At 69.0% G+C, this 20,758-nt stretch carries 18 protein-coding genes; 5 read left to right on the top strand and 13 right to left on the bottom strand.

Translation table 11 applies throughout. The features are described from left to right. Positions 1-3: 3 nt before the first annotated feature. The 4 genes from ACZ5IK_RS30905 to ACZ5IK_RS30890 form a co-directional block, all read right to left on the bottom strand. Positions 4-2,100: a fibronectin type III domain-containing protein gene (locus ACZ5IK_RS30905; RefSeq protein ID WP_465490929.1), complete on the bottom strand. Its 2,097-nt coding sequence runs from the start codon at positions 2,098-2,100 to the stop codon at positions 4-6. A 3-nt stretch (positions 2,101-2,103) separates the two neighbouring features. Then, entirely contained in the window at positions 2,104-3,057 is a 954-nt protein-coding gene (locus ACZ5IK_RS30900; protein WP_465490928.1) for an AAA family ATPase, read from the bottom strand. A 70-nt stretch (positions 3,058-3,127) separates the two neighbouring features. After that, on the bottom strand, positions 3,128-4,402 hold the full coding sequence (locus ACZ5IK_RS30895; protein ID WP_465490927.1) for a sensor histidine kinase: 1,275 nt from the start codon (positions 4,400-4,402) through the stop codon (positions 3,128-3,130). Beyond that, positions 4,399-5,064, bottom strand: coding sequence for a response regulator transcription factor (locus ACZ5IK_RS30890; RefSeq protein ID WP_410599509.1), 666 nt, complete (start codon positions 5,062-5,064; stop codon positions 4,399-4,401). The genes ACZ5IK_RS30895 and ACZ5IK_RS30890 overlap by 4 nt, the downstream gene beginning before the upstream one ends. Positions 5,065-5,105: 41 nt before the next feature. Between ACZ5IK_RS30890 and ACZ5IK_RS30885 the strand changes: the two genes are divergently transcribed. Continuing rightward, positions 5,106-5,762 carry a response regulator transcription factor gene (locus tag ACZ5IK_RS30885; RefSeq protein ID WP_101609134.1) on the top strand — a complete coding sequence of 219 codons (657 nt, stop codon included), beginning with the start codon at positions 5,106-5,108 and terminating at the stop codon, positions 5,760-5,762. On the opposite strand, the gene ACZ5IK_RS30880 is transcribed toward ACZ5IK_RS30885, so the two are convergent. Then, positions 5,763-7,631 (bottom strand): hypothetical protein, encoded by a 1,869-nt coding sequence (locus ACZ5IK_RS30880; RefSeq protein WP_465490926.1) that lies wholly within the window; start codon positions 7,629-7,631, stop codon positions 5,763-5,765. It abuts the gene before it with no gap. Between the two features lie 165 nt (positions 7,632-7,796). Between ACZ5IK_RS30880 and ACZ5IK_RS30875 the strand changes: the two genes are divergently transcribed. Beyond that, complete coding sequence (locus ACZ5IK_RS30875; RefSeq protein WP_465490925.1) at positions 7,797-8,561, top strand: AfsR/SARP family transcriptional regulator; 765 nt, start codon at positions 7,797-7,799, stop codon at positions 8,559-8,561. 46 nt (positions 8,562-8,607) lie between these two features. Here the strand turns inward: ACZ5IK_RS30875 and ACZ5IK_RS30870 are convergent, their stop codons facing one another. From ACZ5IK_RS30870 to ACZ5IK_RS30860, 3 genes are read right to left on the bottom strand one after another with little or no spacing between them, the layout of a single operon-like run. Continuing rightward, positions 8,608-9,321, bottom strand: coding sequence for a hypothetical protein (locus ACZ5IK_RS30870; RefSeq protein ID WP_465490924.1), 714 nt, complete (start codon positions 9,319-9,321; stop codon positions 8,608-8,610). Positions 9,322-9,355: 34 nt separating this feature from the next. Further along, positions 9,356-9,751 (bottom strand): hypothetical protein, encoded by a 396-nt coding sequence (locus tag ACZ5IK_RS30865; RefSeq protein WP_465490923.1) that lies wholly within the window; start codon positions 9,749-9,751, stop codon positions 9,356-9,358. A 5-nt stretch (positions 9,752-9,756) separates the two neighbouring features. Then, on the bottom strand, positions 9,757-10,497 hold the full coding sequence (locus ACZ5IK_RS30860) for a hypothetical protein (protein ID WP_465490922.1): 741 nt from the start codon (positions 10,495-10,497) through the stop codon (positions 9,757-9,759). A 133-nt stretch (positions 10,498-10,630) separates the two neighbouring features. Here ACZ5IK_RS30860 and ACZ5IK_RS30855 point away from each other — a divergent pair, with 133 nt between their 5' ends. Beyond that, a complete protein-coding gene (locus ACZ5IK_RS30855; protein WP_465490921.1) occupies positions 10,631-11,860 on the top strand; it encodes a serine/threonine protein kinase in 1,230 nt (409 codons plus the stop codon). A 303-nt stretch (positions 11,861-12,163) separates the two neighbouring features. On the opposite strand, the gene ACZ5IK_RS30850 is transcribed toward ACZ5IK_RS30855, so the two are convergent. Next, entirely contained in the window at positions 12,164-12,721 is a 558-nt protein-coding gene (locus ACZ5IK_RS30850; protein ID WP_465490920.1) for a PadR family transcriptional regulator, read from the bottom strand. Positions 12,722-12,816: 95 nt separating this feature from the next. On the opposite strand from ACZ5IK_RS30850, the gene ACZ5IK_RS30845 reads away from it, so the two are divergent. Next, positions 12,817-13,941, top strand: coding sequence for a serine hydrolase domain-containing protein (locus tag ACZ5IK_RS30845; protein ID WP_465490919.1), 1,125 nt, complete (start codon positions 12,817-12,819; stop codon positions 13,939-13,941). Positions 13,942-13,983: 42 nt separating this feature from the next. On the opposite strand, the gene ACZ5IK_RS30840 is transcribed toward ACZ5IK_RS30845, so the two are convergent. Next, positions 13,984-14,457 carry a Rossmann-fold NAD(P)-binding domain-containing protein gene (locus ACZ5IK_RS30840; RefSeq protein ID WP_465490918.1) on the bottom strand — a complete coding sequence of 158 codons (474 nt, stop codon included), beginning with the start codon at positions 14,455-14,457 and terminating at the stop codon, positions 13,984-13,986. Between the two features lie 369 nt (positions 14,458-14,826). Here ACZ5IK_RS30840 and ACZ5IK_RS30835 point away from each other — a divergent pair, with 369 nt between their 5' ends. Next, positions 14,827-15,603 (top strand): S1 family peptidase, encoded by a 777-nt coding sequence (locus tag ACZ5IK_RS30835; protein ID WP_465490917.1) that lies wholly within the window; start codon positions 14,827-14,829, stop codon positions 15,601-15,603. Between the two features lie 259 nt (positions 15,604-15,862). Here ACZ5IK_RS30835 and ACZ5IK_RS30830 read toward each other — a convergent pair whose 3' ends face one another. The 3 genes from ACZ5IK_RS30830 to ACZ5IK_RS30820 form a co-directional block, all read right to left on the bottom strand. Further along, positions 15,863-17,110, bottom strand: a complete 1,248-nt coding sequence (locus ACZ5IK_RS30830; RefSeq protein WP_465490916.1) for an HNH endonuclease signature motif containing protein — start codon at positions 17,108-17,110, stop codon at positions 15,863-15,865. A 334-nt stretch (positions 17,111-17,444) separates the two neighbouring features. Beyond that, positions 17,445-17,906, bottom strand: a complete 462-nt coding sequence (locus ACZ5IK_RS30825) for an SRPBCC family protein (RefSeq protein WP_465490915.1) — start codon at positions 17,904-17,906, stop codon at positions 17,445-17,447. A 102-nt stretch (positions 17,907-18,008) separates the two neighbouring features. After that, positions 18,009-20,684, bottom strand: coding sequence for an AAA family ATPase (locus ACZ5IK_RS30820; protein WP_465490914.1), 2,676 nt, complete (start codon positions 20,682-20,684; stop codon positions 18,009-18,011). Positions 20,685-20,758: the final 74 nt, after the last annotated feature.

Raw genomic sequence — 20,758 nt, 5'->3', positions numbered from 1 at the left:
CGGCTATTTCCAGGCCAGCTTGTTGGACTGGACGCCCTCGGAGCTGATCCACACGTTGCGGCCGATCGTGCCCTGGGGGAAGGCCTCGACGGTCAGTTTCCCGTCGGGCCCGATCTTGACGGACTTGCTGCCGTGGACACCGTCGTCGGTGGTACAGGTGATCGACACCGTCTTGCCGGGGGTGAACCCGGACATGACGATGTGGATCAGCCCGCAGGCGGGTGGTTCGCATTGGTCGGCCGTGGTGTCGGCGCCGCGGGAGATGACGATGCTCCGGGCGGCGGGCTCGTCGCCCTTCCCCTTCGTCACCGTCGCGGCCGGGCCCCGGCCCGCGGCGTTCTCGGCGACCACGGAGACGGTGATCGGCTGCTCGATCCCGATGTCCGCGATGAGCCGCGCCGTGGCCGAACCCGGCAGGCTCGCCGAACCCGCGCCCGAACCGTCGGCCCGCCGCCAGGAGACGTGGTACGCCGTGACCGGCGAGCCGTTCGCCGCCGCGGCCCGCCAGGTGACGTTCGCGTCGGTGTCGCCGGTCTTGATGCGGACGTTGAGCCCGGCGGGGGCGCCCGGTGGCCGGAGGGCCGCGGCCGGGGTCACCGACGCCGACGAGGCGCTGGGGCCGGTGCCCGCCCGGTTGGCCGCGGACACCGTGAACGTGTACGCCGTGCCGTTGGCGAGGCCGGTGATCGTCGTGGTCCGCACTCCCCCGCCGACCGTCTTCTCCCCGCCCGCCCAGGTGATCCGGTAGCCGGTGAGCGCGGCGCCGTTGGCCGGGGCCGCGCCCCACTTCACCGTCGCCGCGCCGTTTCCCGCGGTCGCGGTCACCGAGCGCGGCGCACCCGGCGGGCTCGCCGGGACGGCGACGGGAGTGGTCTTGGGCTGCGGTTTCGGTTGGGGTTTCGGCTGGACCGGCACGGTGGGCCGGTCGGCCGGTTCGCGCGGCGGCGGATCCGAAGCCGGCTTGTCACCGGGGTTCCCGGACGGCGGGTCGGCCGGTGCCGGGGTCTCGGCCGGCTTCTTCTCACCCGTCACCGCGACGTCGTTCACCGCGCCACCGGGATCCACGACGAGGACGTGCGCACCGTCGGCACCGTCCACATAGACCCGTGAGTCCTGGCCCCGGACCGGAGGATGCTCCGCCCCGCCGGGAATCGGCCTGCTGTCCCGCCGCCGGCCGGCACCGTCGTAAGTGGACAGAGTGTGGTTCTTCTTGTCCACCAAGGCGACCGCGGATCCGGAAGAGGCGAGACCCACGTAGTCGCCGGGAGGCAGCGGAACGGTCACCGGCCCCGCCGACCGTCCCGAGGGGTCCACGAGATGCAGCCGCGCGCCCTGCCTGTCCAGGATCGCCAGCCTGCCGTCGATTTCGTTGGCCGCCACGACGGCGGTCTCGGGCATGTCCACGCCGAGCCGGACCGGCTCACCGAGACCCGCGGGCGAAACGCGCCGCACCGTGTCGTCGTCGGTGTCCACGAAGACCGGTCCGTCCTCGGTGAGCGCCAGCGAACCCTTGTGCCTGCCAGGGAGCACGATCGGGCACGAGACCCGGTCGGCGCCCGGCGCGAGTTCGCACAGCAGCCCGTCGTCGATCCGGTGCAGCCACAACCGCCCGTCCGCGGTGGCGACCGGGTCACCCAGCCTGCCCCCGACGGTGATCTTCGCCGAAGCCTCGCCGAGCCGGATGACGACGCCGGCCTGGCGGTACACGCCGTACGGCCCGCCCATGGTCTCCACCGCGACCGGCCACTCGTTCGAGGGGGACGGCGTGGTCTTCTCGACCGACAGCGTCGATTTCCCGAATTCGATGACACTCGACGGCGGAAGCACGTAACCCTGCGTCGGTCCCTGCGCGACCGGGCTGCCCGGATCGGCGCCCGGGACCGGGACCCGCGCGTCGGCGTACTTACCGGATCCGTCCACATGGAACGCGGAACCGAGTACGGAGCTGTAGATCCAATGCCCGGTCTGCGCGATGTCCAGGCCCGGCAACGGTTTCGCCGCGCCGGTGATCGCGACGCCCACCACCGCGACACAGCAGGCGACGATCGCGGCGATCGGCGCCCGCGCGCGAAACCAGGCGAAGTCCCTGTGCGTTCCCATCGGTCACACCGCGTTGATCGCGGGCGACGGCGTCGCCGCCAGCGCCTCGTCGACGATGTCGGTGGCGAGGCGCTGGTTGAGCTCGGCGTCGGCGGTGAGCACGAGGCGGTGGGCGAGTACCGGTTTCGCGATGGCCTTGACGTCGTCCGGGGTCACGTAGGCGCGTCCGTCGGTGGCCGCGATCCCCTGCGCCGCGCGCACCAGCGCGATACTCCCGCGCGGGCTCGCGCCGTAGCGGACCGCGGCGTGCTCCCGGGTCGCCGTGGCCAGCCGGACCGCGTACGAGCAGATCGCCGGGTCGAGGTAGGCGTCGCGCACCTCGTCGATGGCACGGCGCAAGGTCTCCAGGTCGACGACGGGATCGAGTTCGTCCGGGCTGACCCGCGCGCAGTCGCCCATGATCACCCGCACCTCCGCGTCGTGCTCGGGATAGCCGACGGAGATCCGCATCATGAACCGGTCGAGCTGCGCTTCGGGCAGCCGATAGGTGCCCTCCATCTCGATGGGGTTCTGGGTGGCGATCACCAGGAACGGATGCGGTACCGCGTACGGCTTCGAATCGACCGTCGCCCGGCGCTCGGCCATCACTTCGAGCAGCGCGGACTGCGTCTTCGGGGTCCCGCGGTTGATCTCGTCGGCGAGCACGACGTTGGCGAAGATGCCGCCGGGGTGGAACTCGAACTTCTCGTTGTTCTGGTGGTAGACCATCACCCCGGTGACGTCCCCCGGCAGCAGGTCGGGGGTGAACTGGATGCGGCTCCAGCTGCCGCCGACGCTCCGCGCGAGACACCGGGCGAGCGTCGTCTTCCCCAGGCCCGGGACGTCTTCGATCAGCAGATGACCTTCGGACAGCAGTGCCGCGATCGCGAGCCGGACGACGTCCGGTTTGCCGCGCAGCACTCGCTGCACGTTCTCGGCGAGGGCCTGGTAGACCCCGGTGGCGGCCGTCGGATTCATCGTGCTCCCTCGAGAGGAATGCTTGCGCCCCGGATACTCCCCTCTTCCGGCGGGGACCGGTCCCGGCGGCTCAGGAAGCGTCGGCAGGCAGCGCCAGTTCGAAGATCGCCCCGCCCTGCTCCCGGTTGTAGACACGCAGCGTGCCGCCGTGGACGTCGGCGACCCATTTGACGACGGCCAGCCCGATCCCGGTCGAGCCGCCGCCGCTGACGAACCGCTCGAACAGGGCGGCGGCCTGCCCCGGGTCGACTCCCGGGCCGCGGTCGGCGATGATCACGCGGCCGTCGGCGACGGTGACCTGGATTTCGGCCTCCTCGCCGGGTGCGCGACCGTGGCTCAGCGCGTTCCCGATCAGGTTCGCGACGGCTCGCCGCAGCAGTGTCGCGTCGCCGTCGACCCGGCTCGGCACGGTGGTGACGGTGATCCGCGCGTCCTGGGCGGGCAGATCCTCGACCACCGTCTCGACCAGCTGATCGAGCATCAACGGCCCGATCGACAGCTCCTCGACCCCGGCGGTGACCCGGGCGCGCCTCGGCCACAGATCGATGATGTCGCCCATCATCGACGCGAGCCGGATCGTCCTGGGCAGCAGCTCGTCCCGTTCGGCGGGGTTCCGCAACGCCGCCTCGGCCAGCGCGCGCAGACCGGCGACCGGGGTCTTGAGGTCGTGCACGACGCCGTCGAGGAGCCGGGAAACGCCGTCCAGCAACGACTTCTGCTGTTCCAGCGCGGCGGTGGCCGGCCGCATGGCCCGGCCGGCGATGAAGTATCCGGCCGCGCCGAGACCGAGCACCAGCAGCACGCAGCCGCCGATCACCAGCAGCACCCACTCCTCGTGCCGCTCCTGCGTGCTTCCTGCGTCGGCGACCACGACGATGGCGCCGACGACCTGTCCGCCGCGATCCTTGATCGGATCGGCCGCGACGTACACGGGCCGTCCGGCGGCGGTGGTCTCGTATCCGGCCTTCGACGTGTTCGTCCCGGTCGCCTCGGTCGCGAGCCGGTTCAGCAGGCCGTCGTCCACGGGCACGCATTCGCGTTTGCCCCGGTACGGCTCGAATCGCGGCGCACTCCCGGGAAGGACGGCGAACCGCGGGCACTGTTCGTTTACGGTGTCGGTGCCGATGTAGGCGGTGACGATGCTGCCCCCGTCGGCGGCGACGAGCCGGGCCACCGTCGCGGCGACCTGGCGGACGTCGCTGTCCAGCCGTTGCCTCCCCTGCTCGGCGTCCGCCTCGATCACCAGCCAGGCCAGCACCACCAGCCCGAACGCGTTCATCGCGGTGAACAGCAGCGTCAGCAGGCGGCGGAGCCGGCGCAACCTGCCTGTCGACGACTCGGTCACGAGAGCCGGTATCCGATCCCGCGGACCGTCTCCACCAGGTCGGGTTCCCCCAGCTTGCGGCGCAGGCGTTTCACCACCGACTCGACCACGTTCGCGACCGGCTCGTTCTCGAGGTCCCAGCAATGTTCGATGAGTTCCGCGCGGGACACCGTCAGTCCCTGCCGGGTCGCGAGGTATTCGAGGATCGCGAATTCCCGGTTGCTCAGCGACAGCAGGACACCGCCCCGGCGCACCTCGCAGCGGGCGAAGTCGACTTCGAGATCGGAATGCCGCAGCACCGGCGGGCTGCCACCCCCTCGGCGGCACAGGTTCGTCACCCTGGCGAGCAGTTCGGCCATGACGAACGGTTTGACGAGGTAATCGTCCCCGCCGTGCTCGAACCCCTCGACCCTGGCACTGCTGGAGTCCAAAGCGGTCAGGAACAGCACCGGCACGGTCCACCCCCGCCGCCTGCGCTCGTGGACGAATCCGGCGGCGTCGCCGTCGGGCAGCATCCGGTCGAACACGGCGCAAGCGTGTGCCCCGCCCGCGGCGGCGAGCACTTCGGCCGCGGCGGCCAGCGTGCCCACGGCGTCCACGGTGAACGAGGCCGCCCGCAGTTCGGCGGACACGGCCTTGCGGATGTCCTCGTCGTCCTCGACGACCAGCGTCCTCGTGTTCATGTCGGCTGGAGCTTACGTCCCTGGCTCGCTACTTTGAACCGGTGCGGATCTTGGTCATCGAGGACGACGACGCCCTGCGCTCGTCGGTGTCGTCGTCCCTGCGCGCCGCCGGTTTCGCCGTCGACGCCGTCGGCGACCTCGGGCCGGCCGACGAGGCGTTGTTCGTCAGCGAGTACGACTGCGCGGTCTTCGACCGGATGCTGCCCGGTGGCGATTCGCTGGACTACGTCGAGCGGAAACGCGACGGCGGCTGGACGACTCCGGTCCTGTTCCTCACCGCCCTCGGCACTCCCGGCGACCGGATCACCGGCCTCCGGCGTGGCGGCGACGACTATCTCGAGAAACCGTTCGCCATGGCCGAGGTGGTGGCCCGGATCCGCAGCCTCTGCCGCCGCGGCCGGACCGCCCCACCGCCCCTGCTGCGGGCCGGTGACCTCGAACTGGACACCGGACGGCACGAGGTGCGGCGTGCCGGAGTGCTGCTGAGCCTGACCCGGACCGAATTCACCGTGCTGCGGTGCCTGCTGGAGAACAGCGGGCGGCCGGTTTCCCGTGGTGAGCTCATCACAGCGGGCTGGGACGAGCTCACCACTCCGGCGTCCAACGTCCTCGACGTGCTGATGACCGGCCTCCGGCGGAAGCTGCTGGATCCGCCGCTGATCACCACGGTGCCGAGGGTCGGTTACCGCATCGGCTGATCAGTAGCCGAGGGAGTTGGGGGCTTCCTCGTTGGCCTTCTTCACGATGTCGATGATGGCCTGGTCCAGTGTGGGCCAGGAAACGTCCAGGCCCAGCGCGCCGCCGCCCGCCGTGGCGGCCCCGACCTTGCCCCTGAGGCGGACCCTGCCGTCGCTCTCGCTCAACCCGGCCTCCGCCTCGCCTCCGATCCCGATCCAGGTCTCGGGCTGGACCTTGACGGTGATCGGTCCCAGGTTCCACTCGGCTTCCGGCAACGTGTTCGTCACCGCCGCCTTGGCCCCGGCACCGAGCTTCAGGCCCTCCTTCGCGGTGATCCCGGCTTCGAGGTTCCCGGAGAGACCGACCGTTGTTCCCGGCGCGCCGGCCACGTCGACCCCGCCCAGGTTCTCGTCCACCTCCGGGCCGACGCCGCGGTAGCCGACGAAGCCCTCGGCGCTGCCCTTGATGCCGTCCTTGAGTGAGATCCCGCCTTCGATCTTGCCGTCCGCACCGATGTAGTTCTTGCCGATGACCTGGCCGCCCGCCGTGACCACCTTGTTCCGCACGGCGTAGGCATAGCCCTTGTAGCCACCGAAACCGCCCTTGCCGTCCGGTTCTATGGCCTCGCCATCGGCTTTCGCCCCCAGATCGACCAAGCGGGGAAGCCGGTTCAGGATCTCCCAGGTCGTCCGGTTGCATTCTTCGGTGTCGCACAGCGGGTTGATCCGGATCGGCGGCGTACCGTCGCCGTCGTCATCGAACCAGCCCTGCCCCCGGGGTACGGCGAGAGCGCTCACCGGCATGACCGTGGCGCGCCCCTTCGCACCGCCGGGAGCCGCCACGCCGCGCTGCGGGGTGCCGAGATTCCGCTCCTTCTGTACTTGCCTGGCCCTGCCCGGATTCTGCCTCGCCGCCTCACCCAGCTCCCGCTGCACCGCGGCCTTCACGATCTCCAGCGCGCGACCCTCCTCGCCGCGCTGGATGACACCGAAGTTCAGCTCCTTCTGCGCCTGTTTCGCCTTACCCGGATTCCGCCTCGCCGCCTCACCCAGCTCCCGCTGCACGGCGGCCTTCAGAATCTCCAGCGCACGACCCTGTTCACCGCGCTGGATGACACCGAAGTTCTGTTCCTTCTGAGCTTGCCTCGCGCGGCCGGGCCTCTTGCTCGCCTCTTCGCCCCTGCGCTGCTGAGTCGACAACAACACCTCGCCCCGTTGCGGCGAACCGAAATTCTTCTCCTTCTGTGCCTGCCGAGCCTTGCCCGGATTCCGCTTGGCTTCCTCACCCCGCCGCTGCTGAGGCGTCAACACGGTCTCGCCCCGTTGCGGCGAACCGAAGTTCTGCTCTTTCTGCTCTTGCCGGGCCCTACCCGGATTCCGCTTCGCCTCCTCACCCCGATTGCGCTGCTCCTCGGCCTTCGACTTCTTTGCGTCCTGCTCAGCCCTCTTCGCCCCCTCTTCACCCCGCTGAGGCGAACCGACGCTCTTCTCCTTCTGCTCCTGCCGGGCCCTACCCGGATTCCGCTTCGCCTCCTCACCCCGATTGCGCTGCTCCTCGGCCTTCGTATTCTTCTTCGCCCCCTCCTCACCCCGTTGGGGCGAGCCGAGATTCTTCTCCTTCTGCTCCTGCCGAGCCCTCGCCGGACTGGATTTCTGCTGCTGCTTGGGCTCGGCCTTCGGTTTCGCCTGCGCAGGCTGGGCGGCCTTGGCCTTCGACGCTTTCGCCTTGTTCATCGCCACTTTCTCGGCGTTCTGCTGGGCAGGCGACCCGCCCGGCTCGGTGGCCGCCTGTGCCGCGGCGGCGCCCAGCACGCCGAAAACGACCGTCAGCACCCCGCCCGAAACGGAGTACAGGACAGCCTGACGTAAATCGATGTTGGTGTGTTTCATCGCAATCCTCCGGACCTCGGCGACTCCGGAATGGTGACCGGGCGGGGTTCAGCGCCGGTTCATCCGCGGTACATCGCCGCGGCCGACTGTCATGGAATCCTCATACCTCCTCCTGCATGCTGAGCGGGTCCAACCGCACCAAGCTCATTCACAGGGGGACATCGGATGCTGTTCCAGCTCCTTGGACCACTCGAAGTCCAAGCTCCGGACGGGGCGCCCGCCACGATCAAGCCCGGCAAGCCTGCCACGGTGCTGGCGGCGCTGCTGCTGGATCGAGGGCGTTGGGTCGCCGTCGACAGCCTGATCGACTCGACCTGGCACGACCGGCCCGCGCCGGTGTCCGCCGCGGGCAATCTGAAGTCGCACATCTGCGGCCTGCGCCGCGTGCTGCCACCGCCCGTGAGCGGCGATCGCATCGAAAGCAGGCAGGGCGCGTATCGGATCCGGGTCGAACCGGACGAGGTCGACGTCGACCTCGTCGATCTCCGGGCCGCGGAAGCCAGCCGAACGCTCCTCGGCGAGCCCGAACGTGCCGCCGAGCTGCTCGCCGACGGGCTGGCGCTCTGGCGTGGCCGTCCGTTCGAGGGCCTGCAGACGCCTGCCGCCGCCGTCGAAGGCGCGCGCCTCGCCCGGCTGCACACCCGGATGCGCGAAGACCTGGCCGAGGCATACCACCGTCTCGGCAGGCACTGGGACGCGATCACCGTGCTGCACGGTCTCCTCGACGAGGATCCGCTCCGGGAACACGTGTGGGCGAAGCTGATCCGGCTGCTCACCGACACGGGACGGCGCAACGAAGCGCTCGCCACGTACGGGCGGGCTCGCTCGATCATCGTCCGAGAGCTGGGTGTCGAACCTGGCGCCGTGCTCGCCGGCGCCCATCACGACGCTCTTCGCGGCTGCGCGGACCTTCACAGCCTCGCCGGATGAAGCCGGAGGCGATGGTCGCCGCGTCCGCGACGACCATCGCCTCGCCTCATTTGACGGAGACCGTGGCGCTCGACCAGGACGAGCCGTCCGGGCTCGACGTCGAGGCGGTGCGCGACTGGCCGGGCTTGAGCCCCTTGCCGTCCACGGAAACGGATCCGCGGTGACCGGGCTTTCCGTGCTGATGCCGGTGCGAGTGCTTGGCGGACTTGAGTTTCTTCAGTTCGCCCTTGGCCTTGTCCAGCTCTCCCTTGGCCTTCTTGACCTCACCCCTCGCCTGGTCGACGAGTTTCTCGGCCTTGGCGAGGGAACCGGTCGCCTTGCCGACGGACTCGGCGATCTTCTTCACGCCGGACGGAACCGCGGCGGGCTTCTCGACGACGACCACCCGCGGCACGAACCGGGTCGGCTGAGCTTGCCTGACGTCCTTGGCCGCCGCGGTCTTGACGACCGGTGTCCGCACCTTCTGCCGGTGCACCTTCTTCTTCGTCTGCTTGACGACGGGTTTCGCCTTCGTCACCTTCGCCACTTTCTTCACCTGCACCGGCTTCGCGGCCGCCGCGGCGGGAACCACCGCGGGTGAGACGGCCTTCTGCACAGGCGGGACGACAGGCGCGGCCGCCTGTTTCGGCGCGGCCGCGACGTGGTTCGCCGGGCTCGCCGAGACCTCCTGGCCGCCGTCGAAGGCGCCGAACGTCCAGGCGCCGACCGCGGCGGTCGTCAGTCCGGCGACGCCGATGACCCCAGCTCGTTTGATGTTCATGGATACCTCGATCTTCCGGTTCCGGCGGTGACCGTCACGGCCGGGGTTCGTCTTCGTGGTGGCGTTCGTAGAACTCTTCGGCCAGCGACCGGCCCATCAGGCCGCCGAAGATTCCGGCGACCACTCCGACGGCGATCCCCGCCGGAGTCGCGATGACCAGACCCGTGGTCACCCCGAACGCGAGGGACGCGGCTCCGCCGCCGAAGCCGGACAGCACGCCGCGGTTGAGGGGTGCGTCCTCGTGCTCCAGGTAGTAGTCGTACTCGTCCCGCACGGGTTCGCCCTCGTCCACAAGGGACGGAGACTGGCCGATCCACACCTCTTCGGGGATCACCAGGTACCGCGTCACCGGGATCCGGGGTGCGGCGAACTTGCGGAACGCGGACCGCAACGACAAGGTCGGACGCTCGGCCAGGCTGGTGGTGGTCACGATGCTCAGCCCCGATGCCCGGTCATGATCTTGAAGGGCTTGTCGTGTTCCTTCGGCTTCTCGAGACTCTTGCGAAGCTTTTCCAACTCGCCCTTGGCCTTCTTCAGATCGGCCCTCGCCTTGTCGAGTACCTTGTCCGCCTTGTCCACGGCATCGTTCGCGGCTTCGACGAGTTCGGTCGCGTTCCGCAGTTGCTTGCGGACGGTCACGGGCGCCGGGTCGGCGATGGCGGCGCGGACCACGAACTGTTTCCCGACAGGGTGCTGGCTTCGTTTCACGTCGGCGGTCTTCGTCACCCGCGGCTTGACGACCGCCGCGTTCCGCACCACGGGGGTGGTACGAGCCGTCTTCTTGATCTCCAGCGCGGGTTTGACCGCCCGCTTGACTTGCGCGGCAGGCGTGGTCACAGCGGGAGCACGGACCGGCAAGACCGGCTGCGCCGCTTGCTGCGGCGAAACCCGCTTCGGCGCGACAGGTTCGGCATGCGTCGCGGCCGTCCTTCCTTGCGACGTGGACTTCTCCTGCGGCGCGGCCTTCTTGCCCTGTGTCGCGGCCGAGGCCGATGGCTTCGACGACGCGGGAGCCTCCACCTGCTGCGGTTTCGCCGCCTGCGCGGCGTCGAGCACCGGCTTGTGCTCGGCCCCGTCGTCGGTCAGCGCGTTCGCCGTGGACGCGCCGATCGCCGCGGTGGCGAGACCGGCGACGCCGTAGACCGCCGCCCGCCGGAGATTGTTCTTCTGCTTCATCCGTCCCACCTCGCTGATCCGGTGCGCTGCCGGAACGCAGTCTCCGGCGCGGCGGTTCATCACCGGTACATCGGCGGTTCATTCGGCGGCGGAGGTGGTCCCCGAGACCGGGCCGATCATCTACGCTGGGGCGATGCGACCGGAGGACGGCGAAGCGCTGGGCGGCGGCTCGGCAGGGGTCGTCTTCGCGGTGCCGTCGGACGAGGGCGATGTCGCGCTCAAGGTCTTCTCCGGCAGGCTGTTCCGGCGGACCCGGCTCCGGCTGGAGCGGGAACTGGACCGGCTATCCGCTTTGGACGGTCAACTCCTGGTGCCCGGTACGGTCGTGGAACTGGCCGATGGCCGGTGCGCCCTCCGCGGCGAACTCTGCACCGGGTCGCTCGCGGACCTGGTCGCGGCGGCCGGACCGCTGTCGACAGACGACGTCCTCGTTCTCGGCACCGCGATCGCCTCGACCCTCGCCACCGCCCACGAAGCCGGGATCGTCCACGGCAGGCTCACCCCCTCCAACGTGCTGTTCCGCGCGTCGGGCGAACCCGTGATCAACGACTTCGAGCGCACCCTTCGCCCCGTGTTCGTCCGGGATCCCCGGCATGGATGGGAATTCCTCGCCCCGGAAGGGACGAACGACCGTTCCTCGGACCTCTACGGACTCGGTGCGGTGCTGCATCTGGCGCTGACCGGCGAACCACCCGGCTCCCGGCCGCTCCACCGCGAGGACGCGCCGATCGATCTGCTGGCTCTCGTCGAGAACCTCCTCGCGAAAGATCCGGCCTCCCGCCCGCACGACGCCACACTGGTCGAAGAGATCCTCACCTCTCTCCCCAAAGTGTCCACTGTGGACACCGATGGACCCGTTTCCGTGGCATCGGGTATCGAGGGCGTTCCGGTCGTCACCATCGAACCCGCGGCAGCCCCGGCGCCCGAGCCCCGGAAGCGATCCCTGCGGACGGCGGTCGCGGCCGGCATCGTGGTCGCGGCCGGCTTCACCACGTGGGCACTCTTGCCCGGCTCCGGCGACCCCGAACCGCGGTCGCTTCCGGCCCCGGCGTCCCGGTCCACCCCCGCTCCGCCCACGTCGGCGCCCACCGTGAAGGCGGCGTCCCAGGTCGAACTGGCCATGCCGATCGACCACGGCTCGACGGTCGATCTCGCGTGGCACGCGCCGGACGGATACGACTCGGCCGTCGTGGTCGCCGGCGAAACGGGCGAACCGAAGACCACGTTCGTCCGACGGCAGCGGACGATGACCGTGGCCGTCGAACCCGGCCGGAAGTACTGCTTCCTGATCCAGATCACGGACGGCGAATCGGTCCGGGAAAGCGAGCCACGCCCGATCCGGGGCGCGACGTGCCGTCAGTGAATCGCGAGATCACGATGGCCGCGTGGCTGCGCCGCATCGAGGGCGTGCACGACGACCGCGATCTCCCGCGCGGTCACGGTCCGGCCCCGCCGGGCCGATCCGCGTCCCGGGGCACTGGGCCCATCGCCAGAGTCGGCTTGTTCCGATCCACCCAAGCCCAGCATTTACCCGTCCCCCGCGATAGCAGCTTCGCCGCGATACGAGCACGAGTGTAGCGAGGCCATCTTGGCGATCACGCGGCTAAATGCCGTTGTAGACCAATGTTCACCGGCGCGGTACTCAGTTTTGCACAAAATGAATACTTTACTCGGCGGGTCCCGAGATCTCGTTTCTCCGGCCGGGATCGGCGGCGTAGTCGCGAAACCAGTCGCGGGCGAACCGGAGCGAGGCGATGCCGTAGTCGAGGGTGGCCCGTTGATGTGCCAAGACATCGCCGAATTCCTCGGGGAAGTCCGCGGTGTCGAGGTTCTCGTCCAGCCGCGAGAACTTGGCGAGGTCGCTTTCGATGCGAGCCGTGATGCGTTCCAGGACGGGCTCGCGTTCCGAGGGAGCCATCAGCCCGAGGAAGAACAGCCGGGAGAGTGCGGCGCTCTCCAGGTCCGACCCGCTCAACTCGCCGGTCATCCAGCCGCGGAACTCGTGCCGGCCGGCCTCGGTCACCCGGTACGTCTTCTTGCCGCGCCCCCCGGTCTCGACGCTCGCCACTTCGACGAGCCCCCGGGCGAGCAGGTTGTCCAGAGCGCGTTTGATGCTGCCGGAGCTGGCGCTGTAGAAGAGCGCGACACCGGCCTCGAATCCTTTGACGAGACCGTAGTAACTCTGCGGGGCGATCAGAAGCAGCCCGAGGATGACGTGCGCCATGGCGGCGACCCTAGCGCATTGACCCTCTTAGACATGTCTAGTAGACATGTCTAAGAGACTGATAGAGCGTCAGCAGCCGTGAGGGGACCGCCGCGATGCCACCACTTGCCACGACTCCAGGGCCCGGCAACAGCGTCTCCGCCGACGCGGACGTGCGACTGACGCGCCTGGTGGAGAACTTCGTCGCCCGACGGCGACTCCACCACCTCGTCACCACGATCGAGAGCGGGGACGAGAAGCTGCGCTGGTCGGCCGCCTGCACCCCGGCCGGCGCCGACGACCCACCGCGAACCGGCCGCCCGTTCTTCACCGCGAGCATCACCAAGCGGTTCATCATCGCGCTCGTGCTCCAGGCACACGAGCGCGGTGAACTCGCACTGTCCGCGCCGATCACCGACTACCTGGCGGAAGAGACGGTCGCCGGCCTCCACGTCCTCCACGGCGTCGACCGGACCGACGCCCTCACCCTTCACCACCTGGCGAGCCATACCTCCGGCCTGCCTGACCACTTCGAGAAACGCCGATCGGACACGAGCCTGTACGAGCACCTCCGTGACGGCCGGGATCGAGCATGGGACTTCGAGGACGTACTGCGGATCGTCCGCGAGCACCAGCGCCCGTACTTCGTGCCACAGGACCTGACAGCCCCACGGCAGAAGGCCCGCTACTCCGACACCGGCTTCCAGTTGCTCATCCGAGCCCTGGAAACGGTGACCGGTCACACCTTCGCCGAGTTGCTGGCCGAACGGATCACCAGACCACTGGGCCTCACCCGCACTCGGCTTCCCGGGCCAGGCGCGGCACCCTGCTCGCTCTACGCCGGACAACGCCGGGTGGAACTGACCTCGATGATCGAGTCCAGCAACGACTTGATCAGCACCACGGGCGACCTCCTCACCTTCCAGCGGGCACTGCTCGCCGGCGACCTCTTCCGCAGCACCCGGTCGGTGGAACTCCTCACCGAGCGGCGGAACAGGCTCCGCAACATCCCGGTCCTCCGCTACGGGCTCGGCACCATGTTCTTCACCGTGGGCCGCCTCAGGTCAGCAGGACGACGCCCGCTCACGCTGGTAGGTCACTCCGGCGTCACCGGGACCTGGTTGTTCCACTGCCCGGAACTCGACCTGCACCTGACCGGGACCGTCGACGACACCCGCGGACGAGCCCTCCCCTTCCATCTCATGGCGCAGGTCCTTCACCTCTGGCGCGACTTGGTCTGAGCACCCCGCAGGAGCCGCCCGCCAAGTCCGGACGCCTTCGGGTCAGCGGAAGGCCTCGACATGTTCGGTGGCCCATTGCGTGAAGGTGCGTGCCGGACGGCCGGTGGCCTCCTCGACGGTCGGCAGGACCGCGTGCACCTCGGGAGGCGGGTTCGTGCCGAATCCGATGAGGGATTCGATGACCTCGTCCGGCTGCCCCGCAGCACGGAGCTGATCGCGCACTTGGTCTTCGGTGAGCTCGATCAACCGGAGATCGCGGCCGATCGCCGCACCGATCGCGCGGACCGCGTTCGCCATGAACTCCACCGGCTGCACATGGGTCCACTCGAAACCACCGGCCTCCACGGCCCGCTCCACGGGACCTACCTGATACCCGGTCAGCACGGTCACTTTGCCCACACCGGCCCGCACGGCGAGATCGACGATCTCCGGCGCCGTTTCCAGCGGCGCGTAACCCTCACCCCCGAACGAGATGAGATGCATGGCCTCGACGCCGGCCAACGGTTCCAGTCGCACCGGTCACCAGAATCATATGGTCTCCCCAGAATTTCGCGTATTCCCGAAGCCAGCCTATGGGCCGCCAAGGAATGGCGGCAACGCTCACGCCGAATAAAGTTCCGACTCCGATAAGCGTTGTCAGAGTGACGGTCCATCAGCGAAATCCGCTCCGCACGCCACCAATACCCCGCATGATCACCAACAGCGTTCGCGTGGACAGCGTCGCCCAGCCGCCCTTCGCCTTACCCGTCGATGGTATGTCCGATTCAGTACCAATGGGGGTACCGGATACTCGACAGAGCACTACGGTCGGGTGTAGATCGATCTGACACTACCGAACCCCGTCCCATGCTGGACTCCCCTTTCGCTGCAGGAGGCCCAAAAATCATGTGGATCCGACGTATGTCCATGATCGCCGCCGCCCTCTTTGCCGGGTCGCTCTTCGCCGGGCCCGCGGCGGTGGCCGAATCACCGGCCGGACCGCCGATCGAACCTTTCATCATCGGCGGCAAGGTCGTCACCACTCCTTACTCGTTCTTCGCGTCACTGCAACGCAATGGCCGCCATTTCTGCGGGGCGTCGCTGATCGCCCCGCAATGGCTCGTCACGGCGAAGCACTGCGTCCAGGGCTCCACCGGTGGCGGTTTCTCGGCTCGGATCGGCGCGGTCAACACCGGCTCCGGCGGCGAGCTCATCACCGCGGCGAGCGCGACCCTCGGCGCGAACGACATCGCCGTGGTGAAGTTGTCGAGAGCGGCCACTGGCAAGCCGATCAAGATCGCGGCCTCCAGCCCGGCCGTCGGCACCGTCAACAAGCTGATCGGGCACGGTCAGACGTGCGGCACCCCCGGTTGCGGTGGCGCGTCGCCACAGCTTCGCGAGGTGGACACCACCACCGTCGCGGACTCCAGGTGTACCGCCGATTTCAAGCGAGGCAAGGAAATCTGCTTCCAGGGCGCGCCCGGAACCAGTGCCTGCTACGGCGATTCCGGAGGACCGTCCATTTTGGGCGGTGAGCTGACCGGCGCCACCAGCCGATCCGGCAACAACAGCAGCAACTGCCTCAACGGTCCCGGAATCTACAACAGCGTTCCCGGCTATCGGACCTGGATCGACCAGGTGACGGGTGGCGCGGTGACCGCGTGGGAGACGTCGTTACTTTAAGAGGTAAGTCAAAGGTGGCGTGCTCATGCCACCCCTCGGTGGCGGTGTGGTGAAAGTCGTGTTCGCAACGTTGAAGGTTGCGGACACGGCTTTCGCAACACTGTCGTCCCGATGGAGCCACAGTGAAGGCTCCCTTCATCGCATCGCATGCGGCGGAGGTGCCTTACTCGCGACAGGCTTGGCCCTGGCGTATGCACGGGTTGGGTGGTGTGGGCATGCCGAGGGGCCCGTCGCCGGTGTGGCTGGCGGGCTCCTCGAATCAAGCGTGGGTGTTACGCCGCGATCTTCGTAACGGATCCAAATACTGGGGCGGAATGAACTCCGGTAGCCCATCCCCGGCCATCCGCACTTCCCAATCCCCGTGATGAATCAGCCGGTGATGAAAACCGCACAGCAGCACGAGGTTCCGGAGATCGGTGGGTCCCCCGTCTGCCCAGTGAAGAATGTGATGGGCGTGGCAGTTCTTGGGCCGCCGATGACACCCCGGGAACGCGCAGCCCCCGTCACGAATGTTGAGCGCCCGTCTTTGCCCGGGGGTGACGAACCGTCTCAGCCGTCCCACATCGAGGGGTTCACCAGCGGCGTTCATCACGACGGGGAGCATGAGGCAGTCGCAGGCCGCCATCCGAGCCTCGCGCGCGGTCATGGTTCCGACGAAGTCCACACACGCCGTGCCCAGACCCGACTTCAACTCGTCGAGACCGATGGTGACATGAATCAACGTCCGATAGCCGCTGGTCCCAGGCTGGTCCGGGCACGCGATCGCCAAATCCACTAGCTCGGCCCAGGCGTCACCCTGACGCTCAGCCTTCGAGCGCAGATCGGCTTGGCCGAACTCGTCCACCGGACGCGGCTTCGCATACGCCTCAAGCACAGCCGCGGTGCGGGCACCCAACTCGTCATCCAGCAGACCATTCAGCTTCCAGAACCCGTCTTTGCGGCGCTCCAAGGTCAACTCGCGGCGAGGCTGAGCGGGTTCGGGATCCTTCGGTTCTTTGCCGTCCGGATCCAACCAGCCCAGCAGCTGGTCCCCGAGATCCGACACCTGCCGCGGCCCCGCCTTCCGGGCGAGATCGACAAGGGTTGTCTCCGCGTGCTCCCGATCCTCCACCGACACCCCAGCCGGGATCTTCCGCAGAATCTCCACGATCTGCTTGATCCGCTCCTCACCGACCACACCCTCCTCCGCCGCAACAGCGGTCGCCGGTGCGAAAGCCGGAATCTCCGTCCCATCCAAAGCACGCGTCGGATTCAGATCGATAGCGCGATTCACATACGGCCGCGCCTCGCCCTGACTCAGCCCCGCGACATCAGCGAACCACGCCACCGTCGTCCCATACCCGAACAAATCCTTGACGCCACGAGCCTCGACCTCCGCCAGATACCGCCCCAACCCGGCGGACGCGACCCGCATCACCTGCAGAAACTGCTGCACGCCATGGGCAAGCTCCAGCTTGCCGGCGCGCCACAACTCCTGCGGCAACTCGGGAAGGATCGTCTCGGACACCCCACAATAATACCGCAATTAATCGAACAGGTGTTCGTAATTTTAAGCAACAAACAACCCGTGCATTCACCACTAAAGAGGGATTCGGCGAAGTCACTCGATCACACGTCGCGAGCATGCTTGAGCGAAGGAGTCCGCGTGATCTCGAGTTTCCCGAGTGCACCGCAAACGGATGGCTGCTCGGCGAGCTGCGGACTCCGCGACCGGCGTGCCCGCGCCGAATCGCGCTGTTTCGCGAACCTGCCGCGGCGGTACTCCTCTCGGTGTGCGGCCGTGCACCGACTGACCGGGGATTGGGATGGATGTCGACACTCCCCCACTGCCGAAACTCGCCTCACTCACCCCACGCGAACACGAGATGCTTCTCAGCGGCCTTCTTGAGATGCCCGAGCCAGGCGGCGAGGGACTCACCGAGGGCGGCCCGCATGCCGTCGACGTCAGCGAGCACGGGGCCTCCGTCCCATGACTCCTCGGTGTGGACGTGCACCGAGGACCCGATCACCTCGAACGTCCACAGGTGGATGCCGGTGATTCCGCCGGCGGTTCCGCCCCAGAGGATCCGGTCCGGGGTCCGTAGTTGGTACACAGTGGACTGGATGTCGAGCCCGGCCGTGCTCCACCGGATCGTGCTGTCCGTCCGAAGTGGACGATCGGCTGCCGCGGCGGTGATGTCGGGTTGCCAGTCCGGCCACGAGGACACCTCGGTGAGCAGCCGCCACACGCACCGCAGCGGCACGTCGACGACGGTGTCGCGGTGCACCACCGCGGGTGCTTTCACGTCGATTTCGGTGATCATTCGCAGACCTTTGCGAGGACTGGAGCGGCACGCTCCGCGTGTCTGCGACCATCGTCGTGCGGCGTCGACCCCGTTCGCGTCGGTAGGAGTCACCTAGCCCGGTCACCCGAGGTCGGACATGTCCCTGAGCTGCCTGCGCGAGGTGATACCGAGCTTGCGGAAGATGTTGCGCAAGTGGGCGTCGACCGTGCGGGGGCTGAGGAACAGGCGCCCGGCCACCTCTTTCGTCGTCGCGCCCGCCGCGACCTGGCGCGCGATGTGCGTCTCCTGCATGGTCAGGCGGTCGTAGGTGTGCTCGGAACGGCTCCGGGCCACTTCCCCGGTCGCGCGCAGCTCGCCCGCGGCCCGCCGGGCGAACGCCTCCAGCCCGATCTCCGACAACTGTTCATGCGCGGTACGCAGGTGTTCGCGTGCGTCGCGACGGCGGCCCGCGCGGCGTAACCACTCCCCGTACCGCAGGTGTGCCCGCGCGAGATGCGGGGTCACCGGGCTACCCGTCAGGTGCTCGAGTGCCTCCTGGTAGTCGTCTTCCCGGTCGCTGACCAGCGCCCGAGCGCCGGCCGCCACACCGAGGGCGAAGCGGGTTCCCGCGGGTTCCGTGCGCTCGGCCAGGGACTCCAGCGCCGATCTTGCGACGGAGTTCTCGCCGCATCGGACCGCGGCTTCCACCAGTTCGGGCAGCGCTATCCCGGCGAGGAAGAGATCGTTGCCCGCCACGGCTCGCGTGGCCGCTTCCAGCGCGGCCGGGTATTCGGCGAGGCCGTTGTACAGCACGGCCGTCGCCCAATGCGCGTTCGCGGTGAGCTGGCCGCTTCCCCGGCTCGTCACCTCGGCGAACAGGTCGAGCACTTCCTGACGGCGGCCGCGCATCGCGGCGAGGTGCACTCTCGGATAGAGCTGTGGCGGGTCGCCGAGGGCATCGGCGATGGCCTCCTCCTCGGCGACCGCGTCGATCGCCCGCCCGAAGTCGCCGAGAAGGACCGCGGACACCGCAACCTGCGACAGGCCGAGCCGGATGGCCATCGGGGATCCCGTGTCCTGCCCGGTCCGCACCAGCCATTCGACGACCGACGTGTGCAGGTCGAGGTCCCACAGTTCGCCCGCGAGCACCGTGGCCAATGCGGGCACCCTGGTCCAGTCGGCGTCTTCGCCGGTGAGCACCCGCCGGAGCGCGGGCACCCCGGCACGGTGTCCTTCGGTGCTCAACAGCACCAGCGCGTCGAGGAGATCCGGAGGTCCCGGCGACGGCGGTGCCGAGCGGGCCGCGTCGAGCACCCGGTCCATCACTCCCGCGGCGCGTCCGACGGCCAGCCCCATCTCCAGCGCCGCCACGAAGCATTCGCGTGACCGTGCCGGATCGACGGCGGCGAGCCGCTGCGCCGCCCGCAAGATGAGTTCCGGTCCTTTGACGGCCCCGTCCGCACCCTGGACGAACGCGACCTGCCCGCGCAGGAGGTCCGCCTCCGCGTGCCGGACGTCGTCCAGCGTTTCGGTGTCGATACTGGCCACCAGATCCGCGGACGCGGTCGCCCGGCCCGCCGCGAGTGTCGCCCGCGCGGCCGCGAGTGTGCGCTCGGTCTGCTTGCCGGGGTCCAGCGACAACGCGGCGGCGCGTTCGAGGAACGCGGCGGCGGCCGCGACTCCCCCACGCGCCTGCGCGCGCGACGCCGACGACTCCAGTTCCGCCGCGACCTCCTCGTCCGGTCCGGTGGTGGCCTGCGCCCGGTGCCAGGCGTGCCGGTCCGGGGCGGCGACCGGGTCGGTGGCGTCGGCCAGCGCCCGGTGCGCCGCGACGCGCTGCTCCGGCTGGGCGGCGCGGTAGGTGGCCGAGCGGGCCAGCGGATGGCAGAAGCGCGCACGCGTGTCGAACCGCACCAGCCCGGACGCTTCGGCGGCGGCGCTCGCGGCGGGCACGTCGATGCCCAGCAGCCGTGCGGCCGTCCACAGCAGTCCCGGGTCGCCAGTGGGATCCGCGCTCGCGAGAAGGAGCAGCAGCCGCGCGTCCGGAGGCAGTTCCGTCATCCTGGCCCGGAAACTCCGCTCGATCCGGCTCGCGACCGGCGACGGCGTCGGCAACGCGAAGCCACCCGCCTTCGGCAGCTCGATCAGGGCGAGCGGGTTCCCGCGTGCCTCGGCGAGAAGGCGGTCACGCACCCGCTCGTCGAGCGTCGCGGTCTTCTCTTCGGCAAGCAACGCGCGCGCGTTCGCGTCGGTCAGGCCGCTGATCGTCAACCCCGGCAGATCGTCCAGCCCGGGAACGGCGTCCTGGTCGCGGGCCGCGAACAGCATCGCGATCGGCTCCGCCGCGACGCGCCTCGCCAGGAACGTCAACGCCTTCACCGAGGCGGCGTCCAGCCAATGGGCGTCATCGACGACGCACAGCACGGGACGTTCCGCCGCGGCGGCCGCGAGCAGTTCCAGCGTGGCGAGGCCGACGCGGAACGGATCCGGCGCGCCCTCCGCCAACCCGAACGCGACAGAGAGAGCGTCACGGTAGGGCGCGGACAGCGTTTCGAGCTGCGCCAGCACCGGAACGCAAAGCTGATGCAGTGCCGCGAACGGCAGTTCACCCTCGAACTCCGCCCCGGACGCACGGATGATCCGGAACCGCTCCGGCGCCGCGTGTTCGACGTGCTCCAGCAACGCGCTCTTGCCGATTCCCGGTTCACCGCGGAGGACGAGCACACCGCCCTCGCCTTGTTCCGCCGCGCGGACGAGAGCGAGGAGTGCCGTGATCTCGTCGCGCCTTCCGACGAGCGATCGGGACGTCGTGGGCATGGGGTGAACCCTAGGGGTGACGCCGCCGCACCAGGGCATCGGCACAAGTAGGCAATCGTCACCGACGCGAGCGG

The organism is Amycolatopsis sp. NPDC031561, from assembly GCF_055580625.1.
This window is presented reverse-complemented; position numbering and strand designations above follow the sequence as displayed.